Raw genomic sequence first — 24,346 nt, 5'->3', positions numbered from 1 at the left:
CTTTCTTTTTAATATATGGTAAATGGTTACTGGGAGGCTTTAACATCATTAATCAGCCGTTTAATGAGAATCAAGACCCCCAGTACCATACCAAACGCAATGATAATTATCGCTAGATTGAATATCCATGAAGTGTCTCCCCCAGTCATAGAGCCCTGCTGCATATTGGTCATAGTATTCCTGCCAGCCATGCCGCTCATACCGACCATGGAGTTGGCCGGCATTTGCCCCCGGGCTAACCTGGCCTCATAGGCGATTTGGGTCATCTGCTGGTTCAAGTCATCACTCAACCGGCTCAAGATCAGCGCACTGCGGGCTAATTCGTATATTCCCTGATGGAGCTGCTGCATTTTCTGGGTATTATACACATACCCATCAGAGGGAGCATATGGGTTTACGTTAGCCATGGCTACCGATTCCTGCAGCAGTCGATTGGCCTGAACCAGTTTAGTCCGGTTTTGCTGGATTAGGTTATATTTGACAACATAGGTGTCAACCATAGGCGGATTGGCTTCAGGCATAACACTCTGGTCTGTTAAATCGTTATTGAGTTCGTTAAGCAGCATCATGGCCTGCGAAAACTTAAATATTCCGTTGTGCAGCTGCTCTAGCTTTGTTTGGTCATACACAATGTTTCCTGTATTGGGCGGAAAATCCCGCCTCTGACTGCCTGGATTAATATTAATAGTCACGCCCTCACGCGGCGGTACAGTAATGGCACCTGTGCCACTGTCCCGCGCTGGCGGAGTTGGCTGACTAGGCTGCGTAATCTGAGAATATGGGTCATTAGTTATAAGCTCCATAGCCTGATTAAGTATAGTAGTGGCTTGAACCAGCCTATCTTTATTCTGACTGGCTAAATTATTGAACGGGCTGGGCGGCATCAGATTCCCCCCCTGCATACCTGCCATCTGATTCCCACCATGCCCGCCGCCAGGGGCCATATTAGCAAAAAACTGGGATACATAAGGAATCTGAATGCCCATCATCTGTGCGCCGTAGAGTGCCGCACCGGCAATTAATACAACAACAACGAGAACTAACAGGAACCTCATCACATCAACTCCAACTCATGGTTTCAATGTTAATATGAGAAATTTTTATTAGCTTTATGCGTATTTTTAAATAAACACTTACGCGCCTCCCGACGGTAAAAGCAAAAAAAAACAGGCCTACGCCCGGTTATCAAAAAATCAATATATGGCTGTTTAAAATCTACAATGTCCTTTTAAATCTTCAGGATGCTTATGAGTCCATTATCAACAACACCCGTGGGTTGTAGATTGTTAGCTTCCTGGTATTTTTTTACTGCCTCCTCGGTGGCTTTACCAAATATTCCATCAGCCCTGTCGGAAAGGTAGCCCAGGTCTTTTAATTTGCGCTGCAGGAGTACCACATCTTGCCCTGACATCTTATGTTTTAATTCTCTCTTCACTTTGTTTATTGGCCCTTCAATACGAACTATTGTTCCTATCGGCACCCACTCAAATAACTGTTCTGCATCGCTGTTTCTCATACGGATACAGCCATGACTTGCGAATTTTCCAATAGACCATGGCTTATTTGTACCGTGTATTCCATAGATTCCCCACGGTACATTAATGCCCATCCACCTTGTACCAAACCCTGTACCCCAATTATAATCCTTCCAGACTACCTTCCAGTCGCCTATCGGTGTGGGGGTATCACTTTTGCCCACCGCAATCCGGTATTGCTTATATAATCCGTTACTGTCGTAGAGTTCAAGTACACGCTCAGGTATCTTGACAATTACACTAACTTCTCCTTGTGGCGGTTGGCTAGGCTGCGTTTGAACTGCGGCAATAGGCTGGTTCTCCAGCGGGTCTTCGGCCAGCAAGTTAACAACAGGCAGTAACACTAGCAGTAACGCAATTGAAAACAACCTGAATCGATTTATAGTTACTGTAGCCAGACGCATTTTTTTCAGTCCCCTATACTCAAATATGGGCTATCGTATTATTGATGATATGAAGGCAGTGCCTAGAATATGACATTACAAAAAAAAAGCAAACAGCGCCGTTAGTCACAACGCGGTTTGCTTGGCTAGCTCTACTTGTTACAAAAAGAGTAGTTCAGCCTTTATGGCTAAATACTCTTCCCGGCTTATTTCACCGTTGGCATAACGCCTTTTAGCCGTTTCTAGGGAACCTGCCACAGGTCTTTGCGGGCCAAATTTTTCACCGGCCAAGTCCCACGCCCATCGTACAAGATAGGCGAAGCCGACTATTACTAACCCCCAGAAAAGAAACGAAGCCAGAGTAGCTAACAGGCTTCCTAAGTACCCGCCTGGATAGCCTCCCAAATAATACATATATCATCCCTCCAATTAAAATATTACATTCCCATACCGTTTCAGGAACGCATACCCATTGGCATCTGGCCCATACTCATGCTACGCATCGGCATCTGACTCATGTTCATGTTGGATGCCAGTCCGCCTTGAGCCGCATTCATGCTCAACGCCGGTAACACCGCTGACGTTACAATCACGAGCAGTAACAAGCCGAAAAATGAGTACACCTCGTAACGAAACCATGAGTTCTAACCTTGCTCAACCCCAGCCAGTTCTTGTTTGATAGCAAGATACTGGTCACGGTCAATTTCCCCACTGGCATAACGACGCTTGGCTAACTCCAGAGCATCTATCTCGAATTGGGGAAGCCGCAGCTTGTGCCCATAAGCCTCCCAAACCCGCCTAGCTAAGTAAACCGCACCTGCAAGCGTAGCCACCCATAATAGTAACATAATAATCATGCCAAACCTCCTCGTATAAACATAGTTAAAACTTGGCTAGTATCGGAGACGGTTTTCTGCCTGTATCGCTTTACCCGCCACCATCCTGCCGTTACTGTTATTGTACCAAGTTTATATGAATATCTCATGAAGGTTAGATGTAAATCCTGTGAAACTTTACTCGTCCAAAACCCATTCAAACTGGCGAAGCAACAATAAGCTTGATTATTTTCCCTGAATATTCCTCAATGGAATACGTATGTAGGCCTGCCGCATTCACGTTCTTTACTGTTTCCCTGTTAATATTCGAACCGATGACATGCAAAGCTACCGGATTAAGGACATCCATCACCCATCCCAATAATGGGTTTTCGCTGCGTACATGCTCAAGCAGAACAATCCGCCCGCCTGGCTTACACACCCGCTTGACCTCTTGTAAGCCTTGGACCGGGTCAGGTACTGAACAAAAAACGCAGGTAGCAATTACAGTATCAAAAGAATTATCAGGAAAGGTCATGTCTTGAGCATCCATCTCCAACAGAGTAACAGGTATCTTGGCTTTGGTCAGTTTTTGTTTAGCTTTTTGTAGCATGCCTGGACTAAAATCAATCCCTGTCACTTGGCATCCCGGCAGATAAAATTCCAGATTGGCGCCTGTGCCTACCCCTACCTCTAATACCTTCCCTGTAGCTTGCTCAACGGCCTTACGCCGAAGCTTAATTGGAATCATTTTATCCATCCAGTCATAAAATAAGGCAGTCCGGTTATACCTTCTACGGATAGTATCAGTTTGGCTTTCAGGTATTTTAGTCATAATAGTCTACCTCCTAGAACATGTATATCCGTTATCCATTATCCCCGAATTAACTACCGGTCAGACAGTATCTGACAAAATGTCCTATGCAAACGAGCCAGCCGGGTCACCGGCTGGCTTTGCACGTAGTTTAATGTGTATGAGAAGCTCCATCACTATGTACATGAGTCTCCCCTGACTTCGGGACACTAGGTGCACTGGGATGGGGTACCGTTGAAGTGCTGTTAGATGCGGGGGCTGGTGGGGATTGATGATGGTCTGAGCCTTCACCATGACTGTGTTCATGTGTTCCGGTCTCTTGCGGTACAGCCGTCACCCCGATACCGTATTCATAGACCAGCCGCCCGCCCAGATGAGCACCATATGCCATTGTGCCTACGGCCAATACGCCAATAGCGAAATATATAACCAACTGACTTACCGTCCCAGGCAATAATGTTCTTTTTAAACTACGCCAAACCAACATTAGACCAAAAAGAACTGCGGCGACATACTCAATATTTTTATGTCGCTCCATAATAGCATGAGAAGCATCGTTATGACCAGCCGTATTTTCTGCATAAATTCCTGAACCAATGGCAACGGCCATAGACACAACGCCTATAAGTAGACACCACCAGCCAGCCCCGCGCAGCGAGTCTTTTTTTAGTATTACACTTACTGTGTCAAACAAAAAACCAATTAACAGCAAAGCGATAGGAAAATGTATCACTGCAGGATGAAAGTTTTGCATACAATGACTCCTTTTCATCATAATAGATAGGGTTATTCTCTACGGTGCAAGCTATTCTTCCTGTGACCTTAGCCCCCTCCCAGCCTAAATTACTAACAAGCCATTTTATTATACACAATCAATATGAATTTCTAATGAATGTGCGTAGAAATTTAGGGTCTTAGTAAAAAAAATCAGCCGCGGCTGACTTTTTTCCTACTATACTAGTTAATCAAGCACTTCTACGACATCATACTAGACATGTTTGCCATGTTACCATGGTTATACATAGCATCAATATTCCCTATTTGGTTGTAAGCATCTACACCATGATTCATGACGCCCATACCTTGGTTCATACCATTTCTGATGAATACGAGATGAAAAATTTATGTAATTTCGCCTTAACCTTTATACAGAAATATCTACAGCTTTACCTAGTCTCGGATCTACACTGAGCGGCTTGGCAGTACTCGCCGTATTTTTTTCAGCTGCTGCTGTACTTTTGCCAGCAGCCATCTGGCTATGCTGAGACCCGCTGCACCCGGACATACCTGCCATGCCACCTGCTGCACTTGCTGAACCACTTGCTGAAACACCTGACATATTCATTTTCTATTCCTCCCGTTTTTTCAAGCTTGGCTGGAAATTTCCATCTGCCTACATATATTGTAACAAAACAATATGAATATCTAATGAAGATAACTTTGCATATAACAAAATCATTACCATTTTTGCGCAAAAAATAGCCGAGAGAAATTCCCGGCAAGCTGCTCTGGTTTAGAAAAGCAAATCAATTATCAGTTACTGAGGATGTATTTAGTATATCAAACAAAAATGAATATCTAATGAAGATTCTCTTAGAAAGAATATACAAAAACGAAACCCTTTATTTTGTGGCAAAAGGTTTCGTCTTGTTCAATGTGTTCTCATTTTACTGATAACTAGGATGTTAGTGGTGACCGCTATGCTCGTTTGACTGATTATTGCTATCGGCAGGCGGTGGCGCTTGCTGCTCATTTTGCTGGGTATTGGTTTGCTCAGCGAGCACACTCGGTGAAACCATCCCTGATGTCGCTATAAATGCTCCCAGCATTAAAGCCACTACCAACTTAGATACCCTCTTATTCATACAATCCATCTCCCTTTTTGAAAATGATATTAGGGCTTATCGTAAGCACCCACCATTTACTTATATAAATATTACCATAAAAATGTGAATAAGTTATGAATTCGCTATGAATATTTTGTGGAGCATGAAAAATAATGCGGTCCTGTTAGCCAGAACCGCAATCGCTGTAATGCGTTAAAACCTTATTGTCTATCAGTATGGCCTGATATATGGATTGTACATTGGCATAGAATATCCCTCCATATACTGGCCATACATTCCCATATGCCCAGAGCAACTCCAACCTGAGCCGTTAGTATCCATGACAGATATATGGCCTGGTGGCACAACACCATATCCGGCTCCGTACATACCATAGCTGGGAGTAATGGCGTCAAGTATAGCAGCTACAAGTAAAGCCCCCAACAAGAAGTAAGCCGCCTTAGTAAACGAATTAAACATATTAAGCATGGTAAAACCTCCCTTTATAATTATTATATTATTTCCATGTTTACTTTATTTATCCGATGACTAAGTCGCTGGATAAGTTCGACTAAACTTCAGATGGGGTTAAAACCCCACCTGAAGCTAAGTCTCACTTTATTATAGCTATAAAAAAACAGCGCCTGCAAGGACGCTGTTTTTTACGGCTATACTTCTGCAGTTAAGCCAAATCTTGTTTAATACGTTCAAACTCTTCACAACTGATTTCGCCACGAGCATAACGCTGTTTCAGTATTTCGAGCGCTGAGAGAGTTGCAACAGGCGCTGCCGGAACCAGACAGGCAGATTTACCTGAAACGGCTTCTATTAGCCACCGCACTAGAAAGTATAGCCCAGCCAAGAGCAGTCCCCAATAAAGCAGGCTAAACACGCTATGGAAGAATCCGCCAAACAGTGAAGTGCCGTAACCGTAGCCCTGCCCTGCATAACCCATCATGCCATAACCCATACATTACACCTCCTTATCGTTAGTCGGGTAGAATACAATTGTACGCCGCCGTCTTACACCTCCACTCACACTAAAGTAATGGAAGCCTTATATATAGTATAGCAAATATTTATGAATATCATGTGAATTCTTAGAAAATGTTACACTTTAGCCTCGCAAAATGACAAGGCTTTTCCATATTATTGTTCTGCGCTAAGTCATTACCGCTCAGTACTATAAGGTAGATATACAAAAAACGTAGTTCCCGTTCCCTGTTCACTATCGACTATAACTTTACCACCGTGGAATTCCACCAATTGCTTCACAATCGCTAGTCCCAGACCAGTGCCGCCGCTTTTCCGGTCCCGGGATTTCTCTCCCCGGTAAAAATTGTCAAAAATATGGGGAATAACGTCAGGCGCAATGCCTGGCCCGTTATCACTGACAGCAATCTTTACCCATTGCTGTCCTTGATTTTTCTCTAGCGCTGTTGTTACCAACACTTTGCCTCTATCCGGGGTATACCGGAGCGCGTTGACAAATATATTGCTGAAGACTTGACTAATTCGGTCAGGGTCGGCGTTAATCTCTGGCAATTTTTCATTTAATTTGCACTCGACAGCCATTTTCTTTTCGTCTATCGTTGTTTTCATGAGTTGAATGGTCCGGCGTATCAGATGGTTAATGCTGGTTGGCTGCTTATCCAGGGAAAGCTGCCCAACTTCAGCCAATGACAAGTCTTTGAGGTCGGTGATGAGGCGATTGAGCCGCACGGTTTCCTCATGCAGTGACGCCACTTCTTCTTTATTTAAATCAATCACATCATCTAACATGCCTTCCAGATGTCCTTTGATAATAGCAATGGGAGTGCGTAATTCGTGAGCAATATTAGCCAATAGCTGCTGCCTTAACTTCATGTTGCTTTCGAGGGTTGTGGCCATCCGGTTAAAGATTTTGGCTAAATGTCCCACCTCATCTTTCGAGGAAACGGGTACCCGTTGCTCAAAATACCCCTGCTCAATAGCCTCGGCAGCAATGCTAAGTCTGCGCAGTGGTACGGTGATACTGCGTGCTAAGGAATAGCTTGCCATTAGCCCTAGCACAATGAGTACGGCCCCGACCCAGTTTAGCGAACTATGGACAGAGGCTAAAAATGTCAATTCGGCCTGCCCCATTTGATGCATCATGCCGCTGCGCCCCATAAGCACCAAATATTCCCGAAACAGCTGGGTCATTTGATAATCGGCAAGATAGATAAGTAGTACCACCGTAAAGGCCACAAACAAAAACATGAGGCCGGTAATCCGGTAGACAATACTATTCATCCTTCGCTACCCCGGCTAATTTATAGCCCATCCCATAGACGGTCTGAATATATACCGGTTCTTTCGGGTTGGCCTCCAACTTGCGCCGTAAGTTCTTAATATGGGCATCGATAGTCCGTTCGTACCCTTCGAAAGTGTACCCATGGACTTGTTCGGCGATTTGGAGGCGGCTATATACCTTTCCCGGGTTTGTAGCAAGCAGTTCTACTATCTTAAATTCGGTGGGTGTTAGTTCTACTGCTTCACCGTCCCGGCTTACCTGATACGAATCCATATTAATCGTCAATCCGCCAATTTTTATCGCCTCTTTACGCAAAACAGACCTATTAGTACGCCGTAAGATAGCCTTGGCACGAGCCACCACCTCTTTGGAACTGAAGGGTTTAGTGACATAGTCATCGGCGCCAATTTCCAGGCCGACCAGCCGGTCACTTTCTTCATCGCGGGCGGTAAGCATAATAATCGGAATATCATTATCTTTGCGCAACCGCCGGCATACTTCCCAACCGTCAATACCAGGCATCATCAGGTCAAGCACCATAATGTCCGGCTTGTGTTCGCGCACAGCCATTAATGCATCAATGCCATCTGCCGCAGTATAGGCGATAAACCCATCCTTCTCAAAATATATCTTTAACAATTTTACCAGTTTGGCATCATCATCCACTAGTAACACTGAATTCTGTACCATTGTATGCCTCCTCGTTCGCTCTATTATCCTTGTGACTCATATTACTGTAATGTAAAATATGGTTTAGTAATTGCCCAAGTTTACCTTGGTTAACACCAGTATACACTTTTAATGTGAAGAACTTTTGAAGAATCTGTGAAAAACTTATGTAAATTGAATTTTACTAACCATTAAATTAGATAAAGAAAACACGGCTTGCGCCGAGCCTTTGGCGAAAGCGGAAGCCGATGTTGCCCTTATCCAGGAGAAAGTTATACTTTCTATCAGGACAACAAAGGGCGGCTGCGCCGCCCTGCCCGATATGCCTAACTAAGACCATCTATACTTTTCTCAAAAGCTGCTACCACCAGAGGGTCAAACTGCTTTCCCGCGCAGCGGCGAATTTCGTTTAGCGCAACCGCTTCTGCCATGCCTGTCCGGTACGGTCTATCAGACACCATCGCCTGATAGGTGTCGGCTGTCGCAATAATACGCGCACCTAACGGTATAGTGTCTCGGGACAGAGCCTCTGGATATCCATGTCCGTCCCAACGGGCGTGATGGTGTCTTACACTCTCAGCTACCTCTTTAAGGGCAGGAATGCCAGCTATAATCTTAGCGCCGGTTTCGGGATGCTGCTTAATAATCGCCCACTCCCACTCTTCCAGCCTGCCCGGCTTATTGAGTATGTGGTCAGGAATTCCTATCTTACCAATATCGTGGAGTAGCGCAGCAATCCGCAAGGTTAATAGTTCGTCCTCAGAAAGCCCAAGTTCACGTCCAATAGACTCAGCTATGCTGGCAACTTGGGAGGAGTGTCCATAGGTATAAGCGTCCTTAGCTTCCAGGGCCGTTACCAGTGATTCAATAGTAGACATCATCAAGCTTTCCCGTTCGCCATGCAAGGCAGTGGCCAGACTATTAATCCGGGCGGCAAGTAAGGACACTTCGTCGCTCCCCTCTACACTCAGATCAATATCATGTTTTCCGGCCGCAATTTGATCTATGGCTATATCAAGATTTCGAATTCTGGCTGCAAAATTCCTAGCAAGAAACCAACTGCACACCCCAACCAGAGCTACCGCTCCTAATGCGACTATCAACACCCGCTCAGCAAAATGGCGGGTATCGTTGGCAACAGCGGCCGCATCCACCTCTAGCGCCAACCAAGCCACCGTTCGCGCATCGGCCTTTACCGGAGTGTATACAGTGACAGTACCGTTTTCATTATTATCCGTTACCAATAGGCGGTTGGCATCCCAAAAAGCAATGGTCTGGTCGTTGTATATAGTACCAGCTTGCCGCCCGGACTCATTCCGGGCATCCCATTCACTACGTACTACCAATTCATTGTCTGTTGAGCGGCGCAGCAGAGATACCCTCGCAATATCAGGACTATTTTTTCCAATCGACTGCAAGAGTTGCCACAGCCGCTTGTCTGCCGTCTCCTCCGGCACCTGTCCGGTGAGTTCCTGCTGGGCATCACCGCCAACATGCATGGCCGCCATATTAGCCATTACAATAAGATCACGTTTTAATATATCCAGATGATTAGTGCGCATATGTAGAAATAGAGTATAGGAAATAGCCATAGTAATGATGGCCGATAGTAGAAAAAACGCTGCAAACAGCTTAGTCTGTAAAGAAAGCTTTAGTGTTAGCATAGGATAAACACCCCTTCAATAGACAGTAACAAGACAAAACGTAAAGCTAGAGCTTTTAAAAAATATATAGTCAGTTTCGAGACGGTACAGTATAATAAAGTCACCATCCTGGGATATTTAGGCAAAGGACTGTGATTATGTATCCACACCGCACTATTATGTTAAAAAGTCTTCCCGTCATCTTAGGTATTCTCGGCCTATTATTCGGATTAAGCTGTTATCTGTTAGAAAAGCACGCCATCAGCAATGAGTGGCACTATTTTTACTGGTCAGTCTTTTTCATTATTCAGACTATTGTCGGGGTGGCCTACGGGTTACTTATCCGAAGGCTCTATCATTTAGTCTATACCGACAGCTTAACCCAGCTTTGGAACCGCAAGTATTTTTTCGAAATGCTTAAGCAAGAATTACGTTGTCCTGACGCCAATGCGACCACCTTCCTCTTTATGCTGGATATGGATAATTTCAAGTGTATTAACGATACCTATGGTCATCAGGCAGGCGATGAAGCGCTCAAAACCCTTGCCGCAGTATTGCAAGACAATACACACCCCAGCGGTTTTGCGGCTCGGCTGGGTGGAGACGAGTTTGCCCTCCTCCTGCGAAATACAACAGAAGAAACCGTCTATGCCAGGGCTGATACCATCCGAAAAACGGTAAACTCTCAGCTTGCAGTGTATAATTCGACCATCAGTATTGGGATAGTCTCCAGCACAGCGGCCACTAGCAGTGATAAGCTGCTTGCGCTTGCCGATCAGGCCCTGTACAGTGCAAAAGTTCATAAAGATTGCATTGTATTCTCAAAGTAACAATGCCATAGCAGAAAGGTTATAGGCCCGGCGATTGCCGGGCCTATCTTATTCCGAGAGTGAGCTTACTAAAACTTCACCTGCGGCACCTGTTTTGCACCCTCATCGGCTTTAAAATACTCTTTGGGACCAAACCCCATCGGGCCGGCAATGAGGCTGGTTGGCAGTGAGCGAATGGAAGTGTTATAGGCTTGAACACTCTCATTATAATCCTTACGGGCAACAGCTAGGCGGTTTTCTGTGCCTGCCAGTTCATCCATAAGTGCCCGAAAGTTTTTGTCTGCTTTTAAGTCAGGGTAGTTTTCCGATATTACCAGCAGCCGGCTTAAGGCCGAACTCAGTTCGCTATTGGCCTGCGCCTTGGCAACCGGACCTTGAGCACCGCCCAGTTTAGCCCGTGCATCGGCTACCGCTTGAATGGCTTGCTGCTCATGACCGGCGTAGCCTTTTACTGTATTAACCAGGTTGGGAATCAAGTCGGACCGGCGTTGAAGCTGGTTTTCGATTTGACTCCACTTGCCATTCACATTCTCGCTCATACCAACTAAGTTGTTATATCCCGAAAAAACACTAACTACGATTACCGCTACAACCGCCAAAACAATCCACACCGTTTTATTCATACTGATTCCTCCCTGAAGTATTCTTGCTAACAGCCTCTGTATCATGCGTAGCTGACCGAAGGCTGGGTTGCTTGAACTTATTTATGCTTTCAGTATACACCATAATTATGAAGAACTTTTGAAGAAGCCATGAATAAATTGTGATATTTTTCAGGAAATAAGCCCAAGCAGATTCCTATAAGACATCAAGTAAAAAAGCCTAGCGGTTAGAGCTAGGCAGAAATATAGTACACGTTATGAGGCATTGCGCATCCCTGGACGGCTAAACGGAATGAACCCGGGGGTAACTGCTGCATAACTGGCATATTCCTCACCGAATTGTTCCAGGGCTTCCTTTTCTTCCTGACGCGCCAACCACACATACATGCGGATGAGCACCGGATACATTAGTATTGTGAGCAGCGTTGGCCACTGGATTAAAAATCCGGTCATGACAGCGATAAAGGCAATATACTGGGGGTGGCGTACATAGGAATATGGCCCGCTGTTCGCAACAACGCCCTTACGCTGGGCTCGATATAAGAACATCCAGGTAAACCCAAGAAAAATCATCCCACCAGATATCAGGAGATTGCTAACTCCGTGGATAGGGTTACTATGCGGGTCACCGGTAAACCCAAGCAGCGTATACCAAAGATGCCCGTAATCGTGGGAAAAGATATCCAACTCCGGATAATGGCTTCCCAGCCAACCTGAGAACAAATAAATTGTCAACGGAAAACCATACATCTCGGTAAACAGCGCAACCACGAAAGCCGAGAAAGTACCAAAGGTACGCCAATCTTTCAAAGAACGCGGACGCGAAAAGCTAAACGCAAATATGATAATAATCAATGAGTTGATAATGACTACCGGCCACAATCCGTAATGTGCCACTGGTACATACATCCCTTCGTTTCTGATACAGCTATCTTGTTCAATATAGCTTACTTCCGGGTCCCAACCATCTTAGTCCGAGTTGCCCACCATCCCCACAGCAGACTGGCCGCCAGTGCTGTGAGTAAAGCGGTTAGCTGCGCAGCCTTGAGTCCGCCGATAAGGAGACTATCTGTGCGCAAAAATTCTAAACCGAACCTAGCCAGTGAATACAGTACAAAATAGGCTAGCGCCACCTGACCGTCAAATTTCTTGCGAGGAAATAAATACAGTAATACGCCGAGAATGAACATATCCAGCCCAGCCTCAAACAGTTCGGCCGGCACTAACGGCACATTACCCCAGGCGGCGTACGCGGGAGTCCCCGGTTGATATACTACACCATACCAGGCATCGGTAGGTTTGCCATAAGCATCGCCGTTAAATAAGCACCCAATACGCCCAATGGCCTGACCCAGAATCAGCGCCGGAGCGCCAATATCGACAAACCGCCTAAACGCCAATCCCTTGCGGGGAAAATACCACAATGCCAGCAAGACATTAGCCATGACGGCCCCTTGAATGGACAGGCCTCCTTCCCAGAACATCAGGGCATGCAGAGGATTGGCAGCATATTGTTCCCAGGAAAATGCAACCTCCCATAGCCTGGCCCCCAAAATACCGGCAAATAGCCCATAAAGTACATATTCTTGCAGCACATCTTCAGTAAATTCACTGTTCTTTCCCAGCCGTGTCGCCAGCCATAAACCAGCCAGCACCCCTACAGCCAACATTAGCCCCCAGGCACGAACTTCGAAACCGTTGATACTAAATAAAATGGGATGCAAGTAGTTTCTCCCCTTTCCCCATCTTTAAGAATGCATGGCATAGACCATCGCCATTGCGGTCGTTGCCCATGCCCCCCACTTTAACAATTGAAGAACCACCTTCTGCCATCGTGTATATGTTTCTGTATTTCCCGCCTCAGGCAGTTCGGATTTATTTTGTTCCATTGTAATTCCTCCTCGCCAAGCACTACACTTGTTGTTATAATCATACCATTTAGTTTTGAAGAACCTGTGAATGCGCTGTGAAGAAATTGTGTTTTTTTATAAAGAATAAGCAGCCCTCCACCAGTTGGAGGGCTGCTTGCGCAATGTCGTTTATCCGATGACTAACCCGCTCCCTGTGCCCTTTAGGGTATAAGACCCCCATCTTCTAAAAGTGGGAGTTATACCCAAAGGGCACAGGCGAGCAGCTAAGTCTCTCTCTTTATTGTCGTGGCTCGACTTTATCCGTGATGGCTACTATGCGCGTTTGAAGGATTACTCGGAGATTTCTCAACCTGCTGAGGGCCGCTGTGATTGCTGCTCATGTCCACAGAATTCACCAAATCAGACATCATCTGATGAAAACTCATATCCTGCTGGAGCATTTGTTTCATAATCCCTTGCATCTCGGGAGTTTTCATGACGTCTTTCATCGCCTTTTGCATTTCGGGATTTTTCATCATTTCAATGCACTGTTTTTGCATTTCCGGTGTTTTCATCATTTCAGCCATAGCCTTAGGATTCATGTTCCCCATCATAGCACCCATCTGATTTGTCTGCGCTTCACATGCCTGTGGTGCTTTCTCAGCCGCGCTGGCTATTGTAGGGCTGACACCTAAACCAAACACAGAAGCGGTTACAAGACCACCAACAACCCAAATTGCGAATTTCTTATTCATTACAAAACCCTCCATAAGTATAATATTTTTTGAAACTCCATGATTTCTTTGTTAAATTATAACACTCGCTTTGCCCCATAATATCGTTTAACGAAATAGGCGTCATTCATATCACCAACAGCCACTATTCCCTGGGAAAAGGAAGTATGGATAAATTTATCGCCACCAATATAGATGCCCACATGAGACGCGCCTGGCTCATAGGTGGTAAAATAAACCAAATCACCCGGCTGCAATGCTAACGGCGATACCGTCCGCCCGACCAGAAACTGTAGGTCGGCGGTACGGGGTAGATTGATGCCGGCCTGGCGGTAAACATACTGCACCAACCCGGAGCAGTCAAAACCCTGGGAAGGGGAAGCCCCGCCCCATACCACCGGCTGACCAAGCATATTCCGGGCTGATGCTAAAATTTGCGCAGTCTGCCCGTTGGGTAAAGCTGGACTACGAACGGCCATTTGCAGCTCATCGGCGACCGGCATAACGGCCCCGGCCAGAACGGAGTCAAGTGACTGGACAAACTGGTTATACCCGGAAGCCGGAGCGGCCTGAGCCGTTGCCGTTCCGCTTAGCAGCGCGCCGGCCAGTACGGCGATCAGTGCCCATCTGGTCATTCGCTCCTCCTTTCCGAGCCAATTAATGACTCATGCCCTGCAGGTGAGTCATAGTTTGCTTCATAAGGTCCTGCATGGCTTTTGCTTTACCCTCTAAGGCACCTGGATCTGCTTTCCCAGAGTTTACACTGTCTTTAATCTCAACTGCTGCTTTACGCAGTTTATCTTTTAAACCGGCATCCATCATATGAGGCATAACCTTATCAGTGGTACTTACCAGTTGCGCAGCGCTCTTTTGCGCATCCATCGTTTGTCCGGCCTTCACTTGCTTAACCACGTCTTGCAAAGCTTTATCAAGGTCTTTCATCATGGGCATCGTATCTTCCTTGGGCATGTTCATGCTGCTCATGTCATGGCCTGATGACTGTTGGGCAGCTGGTTGCTGCGTAGCAGCCGGTTTGTCGTTAGAGCCGCACCCCGCCACCAGAGACATCACTACGGCAATGGTTAAAACGCCGAACAATACTTTACTTTTTTTCATAATTTACATCCTCCAATATGTTCTATATCTTATTTCAAAGGTTATGTTATTTGCTATGGGTGGGGGCACGAATCCCCCACCACAGCTTCGTTAGTTTAGTTAACCGCACTTACTCGGCAGTGTGCGAGTTACCGGATACCGGTGGATTCTTGCGCTCGCGCCACTGGTTCCAGACCAGATAGATGCACGGCAGCACAATCAGGGTCAAAATCGTGGAAGTAACCAGACCACCCACGACTACCGTGGCCATTGGCCGCTGGACCTCGGCACCGGTGCCGGTGGCAAAGATGAGCGGGAACAAGCCCAAACTGGCGACCAAAGCAGTAATCATGACCGGCCGCAACCGGGTAAAGGCTCCTTCAATAATGGCTTCTTCCAATGACCGGTGGTCTCGAAGGTGTTTAATATAGGTCACCATGATAACCCCGTTTTGCACCGCAATCCCAAAGAGGGCGATGAAGCCGACAGCCGCCGCTACCGTCAAATAGGTGCCGGTAGCATACATGGCCACAATACCGCCAACTAAAGAGAATGGGATGTTCATCAGGATAAGGAAGGCGTCGCTGGCCGACTTGAAGGTCATATACAGCAAGAAGAAGGTCAGCACGATGACTGCCGGCACCACTACTGCCAGCCGGTCTTTCGCCCGTTGCTGGTTTTCATACTGGCCGGTCCACTTCAGGGAATAGCCGGGAGGCAAGTCAATCTTTTCCTTGATGACCTTGTTCGATTCATCAACAAAACTAACTACGTCTCGACCCCGGGTATTCATCTGCACGATCATTCGATAAACCCCGTTTTCACTGCTGATCATCGATGGTCCGTCTACGACCTGGAACTGAGCCACTTCGCCCAGCGGCACATAGGCACCGGTGGCCGGTTTGGCCGCCGCAGCAGTTGCACCGCCCCCCATGCCAGCCCCCATACCGCCGGCACTTTGCGCCGTAGCGCCGCCACCGGTTACCGGAATGAGGATATTTTGCATAGCATCAATGGTTTCTCGGTTTTCCCGGTTGTAACGCACTAGGACGTCAAAGCGTTTGCGGCCTTCGATAGTGGTCGTAGCGATTTTACCGCCTACCGCTAATTCAACGGCATCTTCGACATCGGCGATGTTAAGGCCATATCGGGCTGCTTTGTCCCTGTTGACCTGAATTTCGAGATAAGGAGCACCAAAGACCCGTTCGGCCAGCAAATCGCCGACGCCCGGCACTGTTGCCAGCGCTTTTTCAATGTCAAAGGCTTTTTGCTGCAGCACCTTGAGGTCTTCCCCATAGAGTTTGATCCCTAATTCGGTACGAACCCCGGTGGTCAGCATGGATAACCGGCCGGCAATCGGCTGGGTAAAGGCTAGGTTAAGTCCAGGGATGTTGGCGAGTTTGACCATCATCTCCTGCTCAATGGCCTCTTTGGTCATGCCGGGGCGCCACTGGTCTTTCGGTTTTAAGGTGACAATAGTTTCAATCATGTTGATCGGTGCCGGATCCATGGCCGAGGCAGCACGGCCCACTTTGCCCACCGACATGTCGATTTCCGGAATGCCCATGATGACTTTATCCATGGTTTTGGCTGATTCCAACGCTTCCGTGAGTGACACACTGGGCAACATGGTCGGCATAACTAGGAATGTCCCTTCATCCAAAGCCGGCATAAAGGTGGTGCCGATCAGCGGCAACAGCGAAAATCCGGCGATCATCACGACCACTGCGATGACAATGGTGGTTTTATGATACTTCATTACCGTTTTTAGGAGAGGTACATACCATTGATGCATTTTAGCGACAATCCAGGTATCTTTTTCCTGAATTTTACCTTTCAGCATCAGCGTGCACAGCACCGGTACCAAGGTGAATGCCAGCAGCAGTGATCCGCTCATGGCAAAGGATTTAGCCCAGGCCATCGGGGTATACATCTTACCTTCGGTACCGGTCATGGTAAATACCGGCAGGAAGGTGACAATGATAATGGTGATGGAAAAGAAGATTGGCTCGGCCACTTCTTTGGCCGCTTCCAGCGTCACATCGACAATGTTGCGCCGGCCGCGATCTTCGGCTAAATGTCGAAAGATGTTTTCCACCATGACAATGGCCGCGTCGGTCATGACGCCGATGCCGATGGCAATCCCGCCAAGTGACATCAAGTTGGCCGACAGGTGAATCTGTTTCATGGCAATCAGCGCGATCAAGATACCAATGGGGATGGCGCTGGTAACAATCAGGCTGGACCGTACATTGCCTAAAAAGGCAACGACAATGATCGATACTAAAATGAATTCTTCAATCAACGCCCGGGTCAGCGTATTGACCGCCTTTTTTACCAAATCGGTTTGGTCGTAAAAGGGTACAATCCGCATGCCCTCTGGCAAAGTCGGCTGAATCTCGGTTATCTTGGCTTTCACTTGGTCGATCACGTTGAGTGTGTTTTCGCCCATACGCTGAATAACAATGCCACCGGCCGCCTCATAACCGGATTTAGTCAGCACGCCCCGGCGAAAATCGGGGCCGGCGGTCACGCTGGCCACATCTTTGATATAAATCGGTACATTGTTATTTTGGGTGATTACAATATTTTTAATATCGTCAATGGACTGGATTAATCCTAGCCCACGGATAATAAATTCCTGACCGTTTTGCTCGACAACTTTCGCCCCTATGTTGGCATTGTTGGCGCCAAGCGCCCCAAATACCTGGTTGAAAGTGATTCGGTAGCTTTGCAAGAGTAGTGGATCAAGATTGATCTGGTACTGCATCACATAGCCGCCAATGCTGGCAACTTCGGCTACCCCGGGCACGGCGCTCAGTTGCTGCTTGATGGTAAAGTCCTCAACTGTGCGTAATTCAGCCAGGTTGTGGCGATCACTTTCCACAGTATACATAAAGACCTGGCCCATCGGTGTACTGACCGGTCCTAAAGCTGGTTGCACACCGCGTGGCAGGCGTGGTATGGCTTGCTGCACTTTTTCATTTACCACTTGTCGGGCAAAGTAAGGTTCAACACCGTCTTCGAAGATTACGGTAATGAGTGACATCCCAAAAGACGAAGACGAACGTACTTGTTTGACCTTCGGTAGTCCCCGCAAGGCCGTTTCCAGTGGATAGGTCACCTGATCCTGAATTTCCTGCGGACCGCGGCCCATCCATTCGGCTGAAACAAGTACCTGGTTTTCACTCAGGTCAGGAAAGGCGTCGATAGGGGTGTCGCGCACGACAAAGATTCCCCAGACAATGACCAGCGCAGAAAGCACTAGGATAATCACGCGATTTTTCAAAGAAAACTCGATTAATCTATTTAACATGCCGCTCCCCCTTAATGACCGCTATGTTCGCCACCGGCAGCCGGAGCTGCTGTGCCACTATTGGTGCTGCCTGGAGCAGGTGCCGGCGTAGCGGCTCCCTTAGCGGCTCCCCCGCCACCATGACCACCATGGCTGCCAAAGCTGCCTAACTTGGTCTGAGAATCAATGAGGAAGGTAGCGGCAGTGACTACCGTTTCACCAGGCTGCAGTCCGGACAGGATTTGGACATAGCCATCGGCTTGTTGCCCGATAACCACCTCCCGTTTAACAAAGGTATCTTCGCTTTGGGCCACAAAGACGATTTTACGACTGCCGGTATCAAGGAGACTGGATTCCGGTATAACTAGGCTATCCCCCAGTGGGATTTGCACATTGGCGTTAACGAACATATTGGGCTTTAGCTTTCCGCCAGGGTTAGCCATTTCGACCCGCACTTTGACCGTCCGGGTAGCATCATCGAGTACCGGGTTAATAAAGGTCACATTCCCAGTAAAGGTTTGCCCCGGATAGGCACCACTGGTTACCACGACCGGTTGACCGGGAGTAATGCCGGCGATGTCTTTTTCATAAATATCGGCATACAACCAAACGGTAGATAATTCCGATAGGCTATATAGTTTGTCGCCAGGCATAATGAAGGCTCCTGGCAGCAATTGTTTCTCCAGCACGGTTCCGCCGAACTGGGCATAGATGGTCATATGATCCTTGGGCTGCCTGGTATGCTCCAGATGAGTGATCTCACTGTCAGGCACATTTAAGAGTTGCAGTTTGCGCCGGGCTGCTTCTAGCAGGCGGTTGTTGAGCAGGACTACATCTTTGCCGGCGTTTTTCAGTTTCTGTACATTTTCCAGTGTTAACAAATATTCTTCCTGGGCCGCAATATAGGTTGGGCTATATACAGACGCAATAGCCTGTCCAGAAGCAATATATTGCCCCTCAGCAGTTATGTACAGTTCATCCACCCGTCCTTCGACCCGGGACGTAATATACGTCCGGCCGCTTTCATTCATGGCAATTTTGCCGGTGGTCTTGATTTCCTTGGCCAGCGACTTAACGATTGCTTGCGCCGTTTGCACCCCAGCCAATTGTCTGGCCTTGGCGTCCAGTGTGACTGTATCGCCCATGGCCATAACCGGGCCATTCATTTGATGTCCGGTCTGGCCTACAGCCGACGGCTTATTGTGTTGCGCGGTATAGTAGTAGCCGGCACCGCCAATTACCAGAACACCGGCGGCCACACCAATGACAAGTTTCTTCTTGGCCTGTAATTTTTCGATCATGCTGTCCTCTCCTTTTTCCGGCTTACTCATTATGGCTGCGCTCCACTGGTGAATAAGGGCTTCCCTACTGCTTTTTCCAGATTGGCTGCCGCTTTTTCATAATCCACTTTAGCTTTATATAGGCCCAATTTGGCATTGCGGAGGGTATTAACTCCTTCCAGGACAGTCATAAGGTCTACTTTGCCGTTGGTATACCCTACAACAGCAGCCTGATAGGTCTGCTCGGCCTGGGGAATGATGGTATTCTTATATAGTTCAATCTGACGCCAGGTCGCCTGGGCTTCGGTAAGCGTCATTTGGACATCTAGTTCAGTCATGTTTTTCATATTTTGAAGGGCAGCTTGAGAAGCTTCGAAGCTGGCCTGCGCTGCTTTTATTTCGGCTTTATTTTTACCTTGCCAGATGGGTAGCATCGCCATGACTTCAATTTTCCACGTAGGTTTCCGCTCCCCAAGCATCAAGGTGGTTTTCATGGGGTCCATAGGATCTACTTGTGCTTCCACCATCGGCTCCCTATTCTTTTTGTACCCTAAACGGACTTCAAAATCAGGCAGTTGTTGCTTTTTTGCTAATTCGATTCCGTTTTTAGCCATTTCAACCTGATACTGCATCCCAGCTACTGATGGCTTGCTTTCAGTAGAGGTTTGAATAAGGCCGGCCAAATCAAAGTTGGGCGGAGGAGCTGTAAACTCTTCCTTGACTTCGAAGCTGGTATTCGTGCTACGCCCCATTAGGTTGTTAATCCTGGCTTTCGCCACAGCCTCCATCGATGCCATATTTAAAAGATCAATTGTCATACGCGAAAACTCAGTCTGGGCTTTCAGCGTATCCTGCAGTGGCACCATGCCGGTGGAGTAATTAACTTGTGCTAATTTTGCTAGCTGACCCATGAGCTGCTGGCTCTCCTTACCAATTACCAGAGCTTGTTTGGAGTACAGATAATCGTAATAGGCTTGTTTTGCCTGTGCATAGACCTCAACCTGTTTCTCACTCCAGCCGGCTTTGGTCATGTTAGCTTCACTCTCTGCCATCTTACCCATTGCCTTAAGTTTAGCCGGATTCATAATTTCCTGGCTGAGACTAAATTCGGTCATCATACCTTTACCTGGATTCAAAGTTGAGGTCGGGATGTCGTCCTTCATAATGCCGATTTTAGGATTAGGCTGTGCTGTGACTGCGGGAATGCGACTGGACTTCTCCTCCCATTTTTTTTCGGTTTCTACAACCGATGGGTTGTTTTTGATAGCGGTGCTTACGATTTCCTGCAGAGTCATAGGCTGCTCCTCTGCAAGCACTGGCTGTAAATTAGCTACGAGCATAATACCGAATACGATACATGCTCTTAAAATGCCAGCTTTTGGGATACTACTCATTGTTCAACCTCCTTGGATTTTAAGTTACTAGCTCTGGATCTAAGAGCTTATGTAGAGGTGTATGTCTTAGCTACACCGGCTAACCGCTAATTTTCCTCCAACATGGTACTTGACCAAACTCTTTACTATACTATACCTTAAAGTTTTGAAGAACTAATGAATAAACTATGAAAATGTGATGAATTTCCGCAAAAATTGTACTGGTATTGCTATAGAAATCTGGTAGTACTGCGGCCAAAGTCATCAGTAAATGAACTCTACATATTTGAAAAAGCTAATATTTAACGAATCTGGCGATTTTATTCAAAACTTCAATAGAATTGCCAAATTTACACATAGCGTCACAATCACGGCGGACATCAGAAAATAACAGATATGAGATCAAGTTCCTTTGCCCGCGAAATGATGGCCGCAGTAGCTGAGCCTGTATCTCTTTTTCCCTTTTATCGGGAGCAACCAAATACATGTTACAAACGCCGATAGAAAGCGATAAATCGTAAAGCCGGAGCATCCCTGAGTAAATAGAGGTAATTTTCTCAACCTCAAAAGCAGCGATGATTTTTCCAGCTTGATCCAGCCAAATGATATCAATTAGTGCTACTGTATCGCCTATAGAATCGGCTATATCATTCAATGGCAGATTAGATATTGAGAGTTCTCCCAATTTGGTGCTGTTCCATTCCCTTTTATGGTCATTATGAGCGACCCAAACGATACATCCGAGTGATTTCCCCAGTTTAGCAAGATGGTACTGCATTTCACTGTGCTCATTGTCGGCTAAGACATCCTCTAAAACTTCTCTATGTCGTTTACTCCTAGACGCTATTAGTTTCTTCTCTTCCAAGCTAATCACTTGGGAATAATTTTGTTCAGTTACAATCCTTCCAGCCCCTATTTCAAAGAGCATACCGGTTATCATGCCAAGATCTTTCGAAGTCATGTTGTGATAATTTTGGTTCGCACTAATTATGGATTCTCTCATTTCCAAATAGGCAGTCCAGGACCCTAGTTTTAGTTTTTTATTGAATAATAAATTGAAACCATTCACAATCGCCGTATTAAACGGTGGGAACAAGGATGGATGAAGAAAATATAGGATGTTGGCTACTGCCGGACCCAGGCCCTTTATCTGCTGCCGATCCAATTTAACTATTTCTTCTACTATTTGCCTCTCGTTAGATGCTGCAGAACACGCCTTTAAAAATCGTCCAAAAGCCTGTTTATTTGCTGCGTTTTCATATATATCCGGGATACGGAGCTTGGGTTTCCAGTAGAACGCATGGGCTGCGCCTTCGAATACCTGCTTTTGTTCCGCTATTGCCGTTATTACTGTCTCGAGGGATGAGCCTTTAAAATCATTGCCGAATGTGTTGTCTTCAATCTCTTTTACTACTACTTTTACGCCATTTTTTATTGTGCGAAATGCCTTTAAACGCTCCTGGTTATCTAAAAACCATGTTTGATAGACAGATTCCGGGTCTGACTTATATTCGTGAATTGCTTTTTCAATACTCATAATTCCTCCCCTCCGCGCATCCGGTTCCTAATATAATTCGGATAGGACAAGAATACTCCTGCACGTTTGACAACGCAAAAATTAAAATTCGCACAAATGACCAGATATCACCAGAGTGCGCTAAGAAATAAATTGCGGGATATAAAAAAGCTGCACAGCCTCCGTAGGGAGAGCTAGACAGCTTTTTCTCGTTGCGTACTCTACTATCTGTTCCCGGATGTTCAATTAGCTACTATTGTTTTGGAATGTCCGTGCTTTGCTGATTGGAGTGACAGCTCGCAGTGTCACTCATCATGCCTTGGCCTGTCATGCCGTTCATCATAGAACCCATGTTGGCCATATGCTCATCCATGGCTTTGGCTTGTTCTGGCGTCAGGACACCGTCTTTTACATGCTGCTCCACCATTTTTTTATGCATCTCGTTCATATTTTCCATATTCATCATACCCTGTGAAGGCGATTCAGCAAAAGCGAAGGTGGCGCCCAGCGCGATAACCAGCGATGCTGCCAGACCTATAATTAAACCTTTTCTCATTTTGTGTTCCTCCTTGTTTGGATTTGTCTTTATTATAACAAGTCTTTATGAAGAACTTATGAATACTTCATGAAGAACTTGTGTGAATTAACTCTATAAAATTCCTATACAGTCATAGGAGTAAATAAAATACGCAAAAGCCTGCGATGCAGGCTTTTGCGTATTTTCTAGCCGGATCTTTAATTAAACCACGTCAAAGCCAGCCTCTTCTACGGCTTTCACAAGCGCAACCCGGTTAGCAGTGCCGGTTACAAGCGCTTCTTTTTTTGCCAGGTCAACACTGGCACTTACCACTCCAGGAATAGCTTGGAGTGCCTTTTCAACACTCATTTTACAATGTCCGCAGGACATACCCTCAATTTTCAATATCGTTTCCTCTTGACTCACAACATCACCTCCCCTCATATATGACTCAGCATAAAGTGAGACTTAGCTTCAGGTGGGGTTTTTACCCCATCTGAAGTTTAGTCGACCTTTTCCAGGGACTTAGCCGCTCTTAACTCCAACTTGCAGAAGATGGGAGTCTTAGAGCGGGTTAGTCATCGGATAAGTAACTTCCCTGCATCAAGCCCTGTACGGGTTGAACCGTTTCAGTCTAAGTGCATTGGTTACCACCGAAACCGAACTAAAGGCCATTGCCGCGCCTGCCAGCACGGGTGATAGAAATCCTGCTGCCGCGACTGGAATGCCAAGCGAATTATAGACAAGCGCCCAGAATAGATTCTGCTTAATGTTCCGCATAGTTGCCTTACTTAAGCGAATGGCAGCCACAATACCAGTCAGGTCACCCCGCATTAGCGTAATATCTGCCGCCTCAATAGCAACATCGGTACCTGTGCCAATAGCAAAGCCTACGTCGGCAGTTGCCAGCGCCGGAGCATCGTTAATGCCGTCACCGACCATAGCTACAACCTTACCCTCTTTTTTGAGTGCTGCTACCTTTTCAGCTTTATTCTCTGGCAGTACCTCGGCCATAACATTGTCTATGCCAACCGTTTGAGCCATGGCCTGAGCGGTACGAATATTATCTCCTGTTATCATCCATACTTCTATGCCCATCTTTTGCAGCTCGGCTACAGCTTGAGCCGAATTCTCTTTCACGGTATCAGCTACAGCGAACAACCCTCTGAGCTTATTTTCTAAGGCAAATAACATGACCGTCTTACCCTGAAGTTCCAACTGTTCGATTCGAGGAACAGCTGATTCATACTCAATATTGTTTTCCTTCATTAGTTTGCGTGTACCCACCAAAATT

Annotated in this window: 29 protein-coding genes; 1 reads left to right on the top strand and 28 read right to left on the bottom strand. The window is 46.6% G+C overall.

Translation table 11 applies throughout. From position 1 onward, the window contains the following. Positions 1 to 26: 26 nt before the first annotated feature. The 14 genes from VN447_RS10105 to VN447_RS10040 all read right to left on the bottom strand — a co-directional run bounded on the left by VN447_RS10105 (position 27) and on the right by VN447_RS10040 (position 9,981). A complete protein-coding gene (locus VN447_RS10105; protein ID WP_325525196.1) occupies positions 27 to 1,055 on the bottom strand; it encodes a hypothetical protein in 1,029 nt (342 codons plus the stop codon). Positions 1,056 to 1,228: 173 nt separating this feature from the next. Then, complete coding sequence (locus VN447_RS10100; RefSeq protein ID WP_414714899.1) at positions 1,229 to 1,939, bottom strand: L,D-transpeptidase family protein; 711 nt, start codon at positions 1,937 to 1,939, stop codon at positions 1,229 to 1,231. 138 nt (positions 1,940 to 2,077) lie between these two features. Beyond that, entirely contained in the window at positions 2,078 to 2,332 is a 255-nt protein-coding gene (locus VN447_RS10095; protein ID WP_325525194.1) for an SHOCT domain-containing protein, read from the bottom strand. 81 nt (positions 2,333 to 2,413) lie between these two features. After that, a complete protein-coding gene (locus VN447_RS10090) occupies positions 2,414 to 2,557 on the bottom strand; it encodes a hypothetical protein (protein ID WP_325525193.1) in 144 nt (47 codons plus the stop codon). 5 nt (positions 2,558 to 2,562) lie between these two features. Then, positions 2,563 to 2,775, bottom strand: coding sequence for an SHOCT domain-containing protein (locus VN447_RS10085; RefSeq protein WP_325525192.1), 213 nt, complete (start codon positions 2,773 to 2,775; stop codon positions 2,563 to 2,565). A 175-nt stretch (positions 2,776 to 2,950) separates the two neighbouring features. Next, positions 2,951 to 3,568 (bottom strand): class I SAM-dependent methyltransferase, encoded by a 618-nt coding sequence (locus VN447_RS10080; protein WP_325525191.1) that lies wholly within the window; start codon positions 3,566 to 3,568, stop codon positions 2,951 to 2,953. A 130-nt stretch (positions 3,569 to 3,698) separates the two neighbouring features. Continuing rightward, complete coding sequence (locus tag VN447_RS10075) at positions 3,699 to 4,301, bottom strand: DUF2231 domain-containing protein (protein WP_325525189.1); 603 nt, start codon at positions 4,299 to 4,301, stop codon at positions 3,699 to 3,701. 390 nt (positions 4,302 to 4,691) lie between these two features. Continuing rightward, a complete protein-coding gene (locus VN447_RS10070; RefSeq protein WP_325525188.1) occupies positions 4,692 to 4,892 on the bottom strand; it encodes a hypothetical protein in 201 nt (66 codons plus the stop codon). Between the two features lie 340 nt (positions 4,893 to 5,232). Then, positions 5,233 to 5,412: a hypothetical protein gene (locus tag VN447_RS10065; RefSeq protein WP_325525186.1), complete on the bottom strand. Its 180-nt coding sequence runs from the start codon at positions 5,410 to 5,412 to the stop codon at positions 5,233 to 5,235. Positions 5,413 to 5,604: 192 nt separating this feature from the next. Then, the gene (locus VN447_RS10060) at positions 5,605 to 5,862 is read right to left on the bottom strand and encodes a hypothetical protein (RefSeq protein WP_325525185.1); all 258 of its coding nucleotides are present in this window, start codon (positions 5,860 to 5,862) and stop codon (positions 5,605 to 5,607) included. 193 nt (positions 5,863 to 6,055) lie between these two features. Beyond that, positions 6,056 to 6,343, bottom strand: coding sequence for an SHOCT domain-containing protein (locus tag VN447_RS10055; RefSeq protein WP_325525184.1), 288 nt, complete (start codon positions 6,341 to 6,343; stop codon positions 6,056 to 6,058). Positions 6,344 to 6,543: 200 nt separating this feature from the next. Then, positions 6,544 to 7,647 carry a sensor histidine kinase gene (locus VN447_RS10050; protein WP_325525182.1) on the bottom strand — a complete coding sequence of 368 codons (1,104 nt, stop codon included), beginning with the start codon at positions 7,645 to 7,647 and terminating at the stop codon, positions 6,544 to 6,546. Further along, the gene (locus tag VN447_RS10045; RefSeq protein ID WP_325525181.1) at positions 7,640 to 8,338 is read right to left on the bottom strand and encodes a response regulator transcription factor; all 699 of its coding nucleotides are present in this window, start codon (positions 8,336 to 8,338) and stop codon (positions 7,640 to 7,642) included. The genes VN447_RS10050 and VN447_RS10045 overlap by 8 nt, the downstream gene beginning before the upstream one ends. Positions 8,339 to 8,643: 305 nt before the next feature. Then, a complete protein-coding gene (locus tag VN447_RS10040) occupies positions 8,644 to 9,981 on the bottom strand; it encodes an HD domain-containing phosphohydrolase (protein WP_325525179.1) in 1,338 nt (445 codons plus the stop codon). 137 nt (positions 9,982 to 10,118) lie between these two features. Between VN447_RS10040 and VN447_RS10035 the strand changes: the two genes are divergently transcribed. Beyond that, on the top strand, positions 10,119 to 10,790 hold the full coding sequence (locus tag VN447_RS10035; protein ID WP_325525178.1) for a GGDEF domain-containing protein: 672 nt from the start codon (positions 10,119 to 10,121) through the stop codon (positions 10,788 to 10,790). A 68-nt stretch (positions 10,791 to 10,858) separates the two neighbouring features. On the opposite strand, the gene VN447_RS10030 is transcribed toward VN447_RS10035, so the two are convergent. From VN447_RS10030 to VN447_RS09965, 14 genes are all read right to left on the bottom strand, one after another. Further along, positions 10,859 to 11,413: a LemA family protein gene (locus VN447_RS10030; RefSeq protein ID WP_325525176.1), complete on the bottom strand. Its 555-nt coding sequence runs from the start codon at positions 11,411 to 11,413 to the stop codon at positions 10,859 to 10,861. Between the two features lie 234 nt (positions 11,414 to 11,647). Continuing rightward, positions 11,648 to 12,289, bottom strand: a complete 642-nt coding sequence (locus tag VN447_RS10025) for a methyltransferase family protein (RefSeq protein ID WP_325525174.1) — start codon at positions 12,287 to 12,289, stop codon at positions 11,648 to 11,650. A gap of 50 nt (positions 12,290 to 12,339) precedes the next feature. Beyond that, positions 12,340 to 13,116 carry a prolipoprotein diacylglyceryl transferase gene (gene lgt, locus VN447_RS10020; RefSeq protein ID WP_325525172.1) on the bottom strand — a complete coding sequence of 259 codons (777 nt, stop codon included), beginning with the start codon at positions 13,114 to 13,116 and terminating at the stop codon, positions 12,340 to 12,342. A gap of 24 nt (positions 13,117 to 13,140) precedes the next feature. After that, positions 13,141 to 13,281: a hypothetical protein gene (locus tag VN447_RS10015; protein ID WP_325525171.1), complete on the bottom strand. Its 141-nt coding sequence runs from the start codon at positions 13,279 to 13,281 to the stop codon at positions 13,141 to 13,143. A gap of 278 nt (positions 13,282 to 13,559) precedes the next feature. Beyond that, positions 13,560 to 13,997 carry a GerD family protein gene (locus VN447_RS10010; RefSeq protein ID WP_325525170.1) on the bottom strand — a complete coding sequence of 146 codons (438 nt, stop codon included), beginning with the start codon at positions 13,995 to 13,997 and terminating at the stop codon, positions 13,560 to 13,562. 56 nt (positions 13,998 to 14,053) lie between these two features. Further along, a complete protein-coding gene (locus tag VN447_RS10005; protein ID WP_325525168.1) occupies positions 14,054 to 14,611 on the bottom strand; it encodes a C40 family peptidase in 558 nt (185 codons plus the stop codon). A 22-nt stretch (positions 14,612 to 14,633) separates the two neighbouring features. Next, positions 14,634 to 15,092: a hypothetical protein gene (locus tag VN447_RS10000; RefSeq protein WP_325525167.1), complete on the bottom strand. Its 459-nt coding sequence runs from the start codon at positions 15,090 to 15,092 to the stop codon at positions 14,634 to 14,636. A gap of 109 nt (positions 15,093 to 15,201) precedes the next feature. Further along, positions 15,202 to 18,387, bottom strand: coding sequence for a CusA/CzcA family heavy metal efflux RND transporter (locus tag VN447_RS09995; protein ID WP_325525166.1), 3,186 nt, complete (start codon positions 18,385 to 18,387; stop codon positions 15,202 to 15,204). 11 nt (positions 18,388 to 18,398) lie between these two features. Continuing rightward, positions 18,399 to 19,667, bottom strand: a complete 1,269-nt coding sequence (locus tag VN447_RS09990) for an efflux RND transporter periplasmic adaptor subunit (RefSeq protein WP_325525164.1) — start codon at positions 19,665 to 19,667, stop codon at positions 18,399 to 18,401. Between the two features lie 29 nt (positions 19,668 to 19,696). Further along, positions 19,697 to 21,040, bottom strand: coding sequence for a TolC family protein (locus VN447_RS09985; protein WP_325525162.1), 1,344 nt, complete (start codon positions 21,038 to 21,040; stop codon positions 19,697 to 19,699). 274 nt (positions 21,041 to 21,314) lie between these two features. Then, positions 21,315 to 22,556: a type II restriction endonuclease gene (locus tag VN447_RS09980; protein ID WP_325525161.1), complete on the bottom strand. Its 1,242-nt coding sequence runs from the start codon at positions 22,554 to 22,556 to the stop codon at positions 21,315 to 21,317. Positions 22,557 to 22,788: 232 nt separating this feature from the next. Beyond that, positions 22,789 to 23,091, bottom strand: coding sequence for a DUF2680 domain-containing protein (locus VN447_RS09975; RefSeq protein ID WP_325525159.1), 303 nt, complete (start codon positions 23,089 to 23,091; stop codon positions 22,789 to 22,791). A gap of 183 nt (positions 23,092 to 23,274) precedes the next feature. Next, positions 23,275 to 23,478: a CopZ family metallochaperone gene (locus tag VN447_RS09970; protein ID WP_325524103.1), complete on the bottom strand. Its 204-nt coding sequence runs from the start codon at positions 23,476 to 23,478 to the stop codon at positions 23,275 to 23,277. Positions 23,479 to 23,655: 177 nt separating this feature from the next. Continuing rightward, positions 23,656 to 24,346: HAD-IC family P-type ATPase (locus tag VN447_RS09965; RefSeq protein WP_325525157.1), on the bottom strand; the 691-nt coding region annotated here is incomplete at its 5' end.

The organism is Sporomusa sp. (genome assembly GCF_035561155.1).
In the GTDB taxonomy this organism is placed as follows: Bacteria; Bacillota; Negativicutes; order Sporomusales; family Sporomusaceae; genus Sporomusa.
Note: the sequence above shows the minus strand (reverse complement) of the source record. Positions and strands in the feature narration are given on the sequence as shown.

Bases quoted from the DNA above. Each gene is read 5' to 3' on its own strand.
- VN447_RS09995 (WP_325525166.1), bottom strand. From the start codon at position 18,387: ATGTTAAATAGATTAATCGAGTTTTCTTTGAAAAATCGCGTGATTATC.
- VN447_RS10010 (WP_325525170.1), bottom strand. From the start codon at position 13,997: ATGAATAAGAAATTCGCAATTTGGGTTGTTGGTGGTCTTGTAACCGCT.
- VN447_RS10100 (WP_414714899.1), bottom strand. From the start codon at position 1,939: ATGCGTCTGGCTACAGTAACTATAAATCGATTCAGGTTGTTTTCAATT.
- VN447_RS10035 (WP_325525178.1), top strand. From the start codon at position 10,119: ATGTATCCACACCGCACTATTATGTTAAAAAGTCTTCCCGTCATCTTA.
- VN447_RS09985 (WP_325525162.1), bottom strand. From the start codon at position 21,040: ATGAGTAGTATCCCAAAAGCTGGCATTTTAAGAGCATGTATCGTATTC.
- VN447_RS10000 (WP_325525167.1), bottom strand. From the start codon at position 15,092: ATGAAAAAAAGTAAAGTATTGTTCGGCGTTTTAACCATTGCCGTAGTG.
- VN447_RS09980 (WP_325525161.1), bottom strand. From the start codon at position 22,556: ATGAGTATTGAAAAAGCAATTCACGAATATAAGTCAGACCCGGAATCT.
- VN447_RS10085 (WP_325525192.1), bottom strand. From the start codon at position 2,775: ATGATTATTATGTTACTATTATGGGTGGCTACGCTTGCAGGTGCGGTT.
- VN447_RS10060 (WP_325525185.1), bottom strand. From the start codon at position 5,862: ATGCTTAATATGTTTAATTCGTTTACTAAGGCGGCTTACTTCTTGTTG.
- VN447_RS10065 (WP_325525186.1), bottom strand. From the start codon at position 5,412: ATGAATAAGAGGGTATCTAAGTTGGTAGTGGCTTTAATGCTGGGAGCA.
- VN447_RS10015 (WP_325525171.1), bottom strand. From the start codon at position 13,281: ATGGAACAAAATAAATCCGAACTGCCTGAGGCGGGAAATACAGAAACA.
- VN447_RS10055 (WP_325525184.1), bottom strand. From the start codon at position 6,343: ATGGGTTATGGCATGATGGGTTATGCAGGGCAGGGCTACGGTTACGGC.
- VN447_RS10040 (WP_325525179.1), bottom strand. From the start codon at position 9,981: ATGCTAACACTAAAGCTTTCTTTACAGACTAAGCTGTTTGCAGCGTTT.
- VN447_RS10005 (WP_325525168.1), bottom strand. From the start codon at position 14,611: ATGACCAGATGGGCACTGATCGCCGTACTGGCCGGCGCGCTGCTAAGC.
- VN447_RS10050 (WP_325525182.1), bottom strand. From the start codon at position 7,647: ATGAATAGTATTGTCTACCGGATTACCGGCCTCATGTTTTTGTTTGTG.
- VN447_RS10080 (WP_325525191.1), bottom strand. From the start codon at position 3,568: ATGACTAAAATACCTGAAAGCCAAACTGATACTATCCGTAGAAGGTAT.
- VN447_RS10070 (WP_325525188.1), bottom strand. From the start codon at position 4,892: ATGAATATGTCAGGTGTTTCAGCAAGTGGTTCAGCAAGTGCAGCAGGT.
- VN447_RS10075 (WP_325525189.1), bottom strand. From the start codon at position 4,301: ATGCAAAACTTTCATCCTGCAGTGATACATTTTCCTATCGCTTTGCTG.
- VN447_RS10090 (WP_325525193.1), bottom strand. From the start codon at position 2,557: ATGGTTTCGTTACGAGGTGTACTCATTTTTCGGCTTGTTACTGCTCGT.
- VN447_RS09990 (WP_325525164.1), bottom strand. From the start codon at position 19,667: ATGATCGAAAAATTACAGGCCAAGAAGAAACTTGTCATTGGTGTGGCC.
- VN447_RS10030 (WP_325525176.1), bottom strand. From the start codon at position 11,413: ATGAATAAAACGGTGTGGATTGTTTTGGCGGTTGTAGCGGTAATCGTA.
- VN447_RS10045 (WP_325525181.1), bottom strand. From the start codon at position 8,338: ATGGTACAGAATTCAGTGTTACTAGTGGATGATGATGCCAAACTGGTA.
- VN447_RS10095 (WP_325525194.1), bottom strand. From the start codon at position 2,332: ATGTATTATTTGGGAGGCTATCCAGGCGGGTACTTAGGAAGCCTGTTA.
- VN447_RS10105 (WP_325525196.1), bottom strand. From the start codon at position 1,055: ATGAGGTTCCTGTTAGTTCTCGTTGTTGTTGTATTAATTGCCGGTGCG.
- VN447_RS09975 (WP_325525159.1), bottom strand. From the start codon at position 23,091: ATGAGAAAAGGTTTAATTATAGGTCTGGCAGCATCGCTGGTTATCGCG.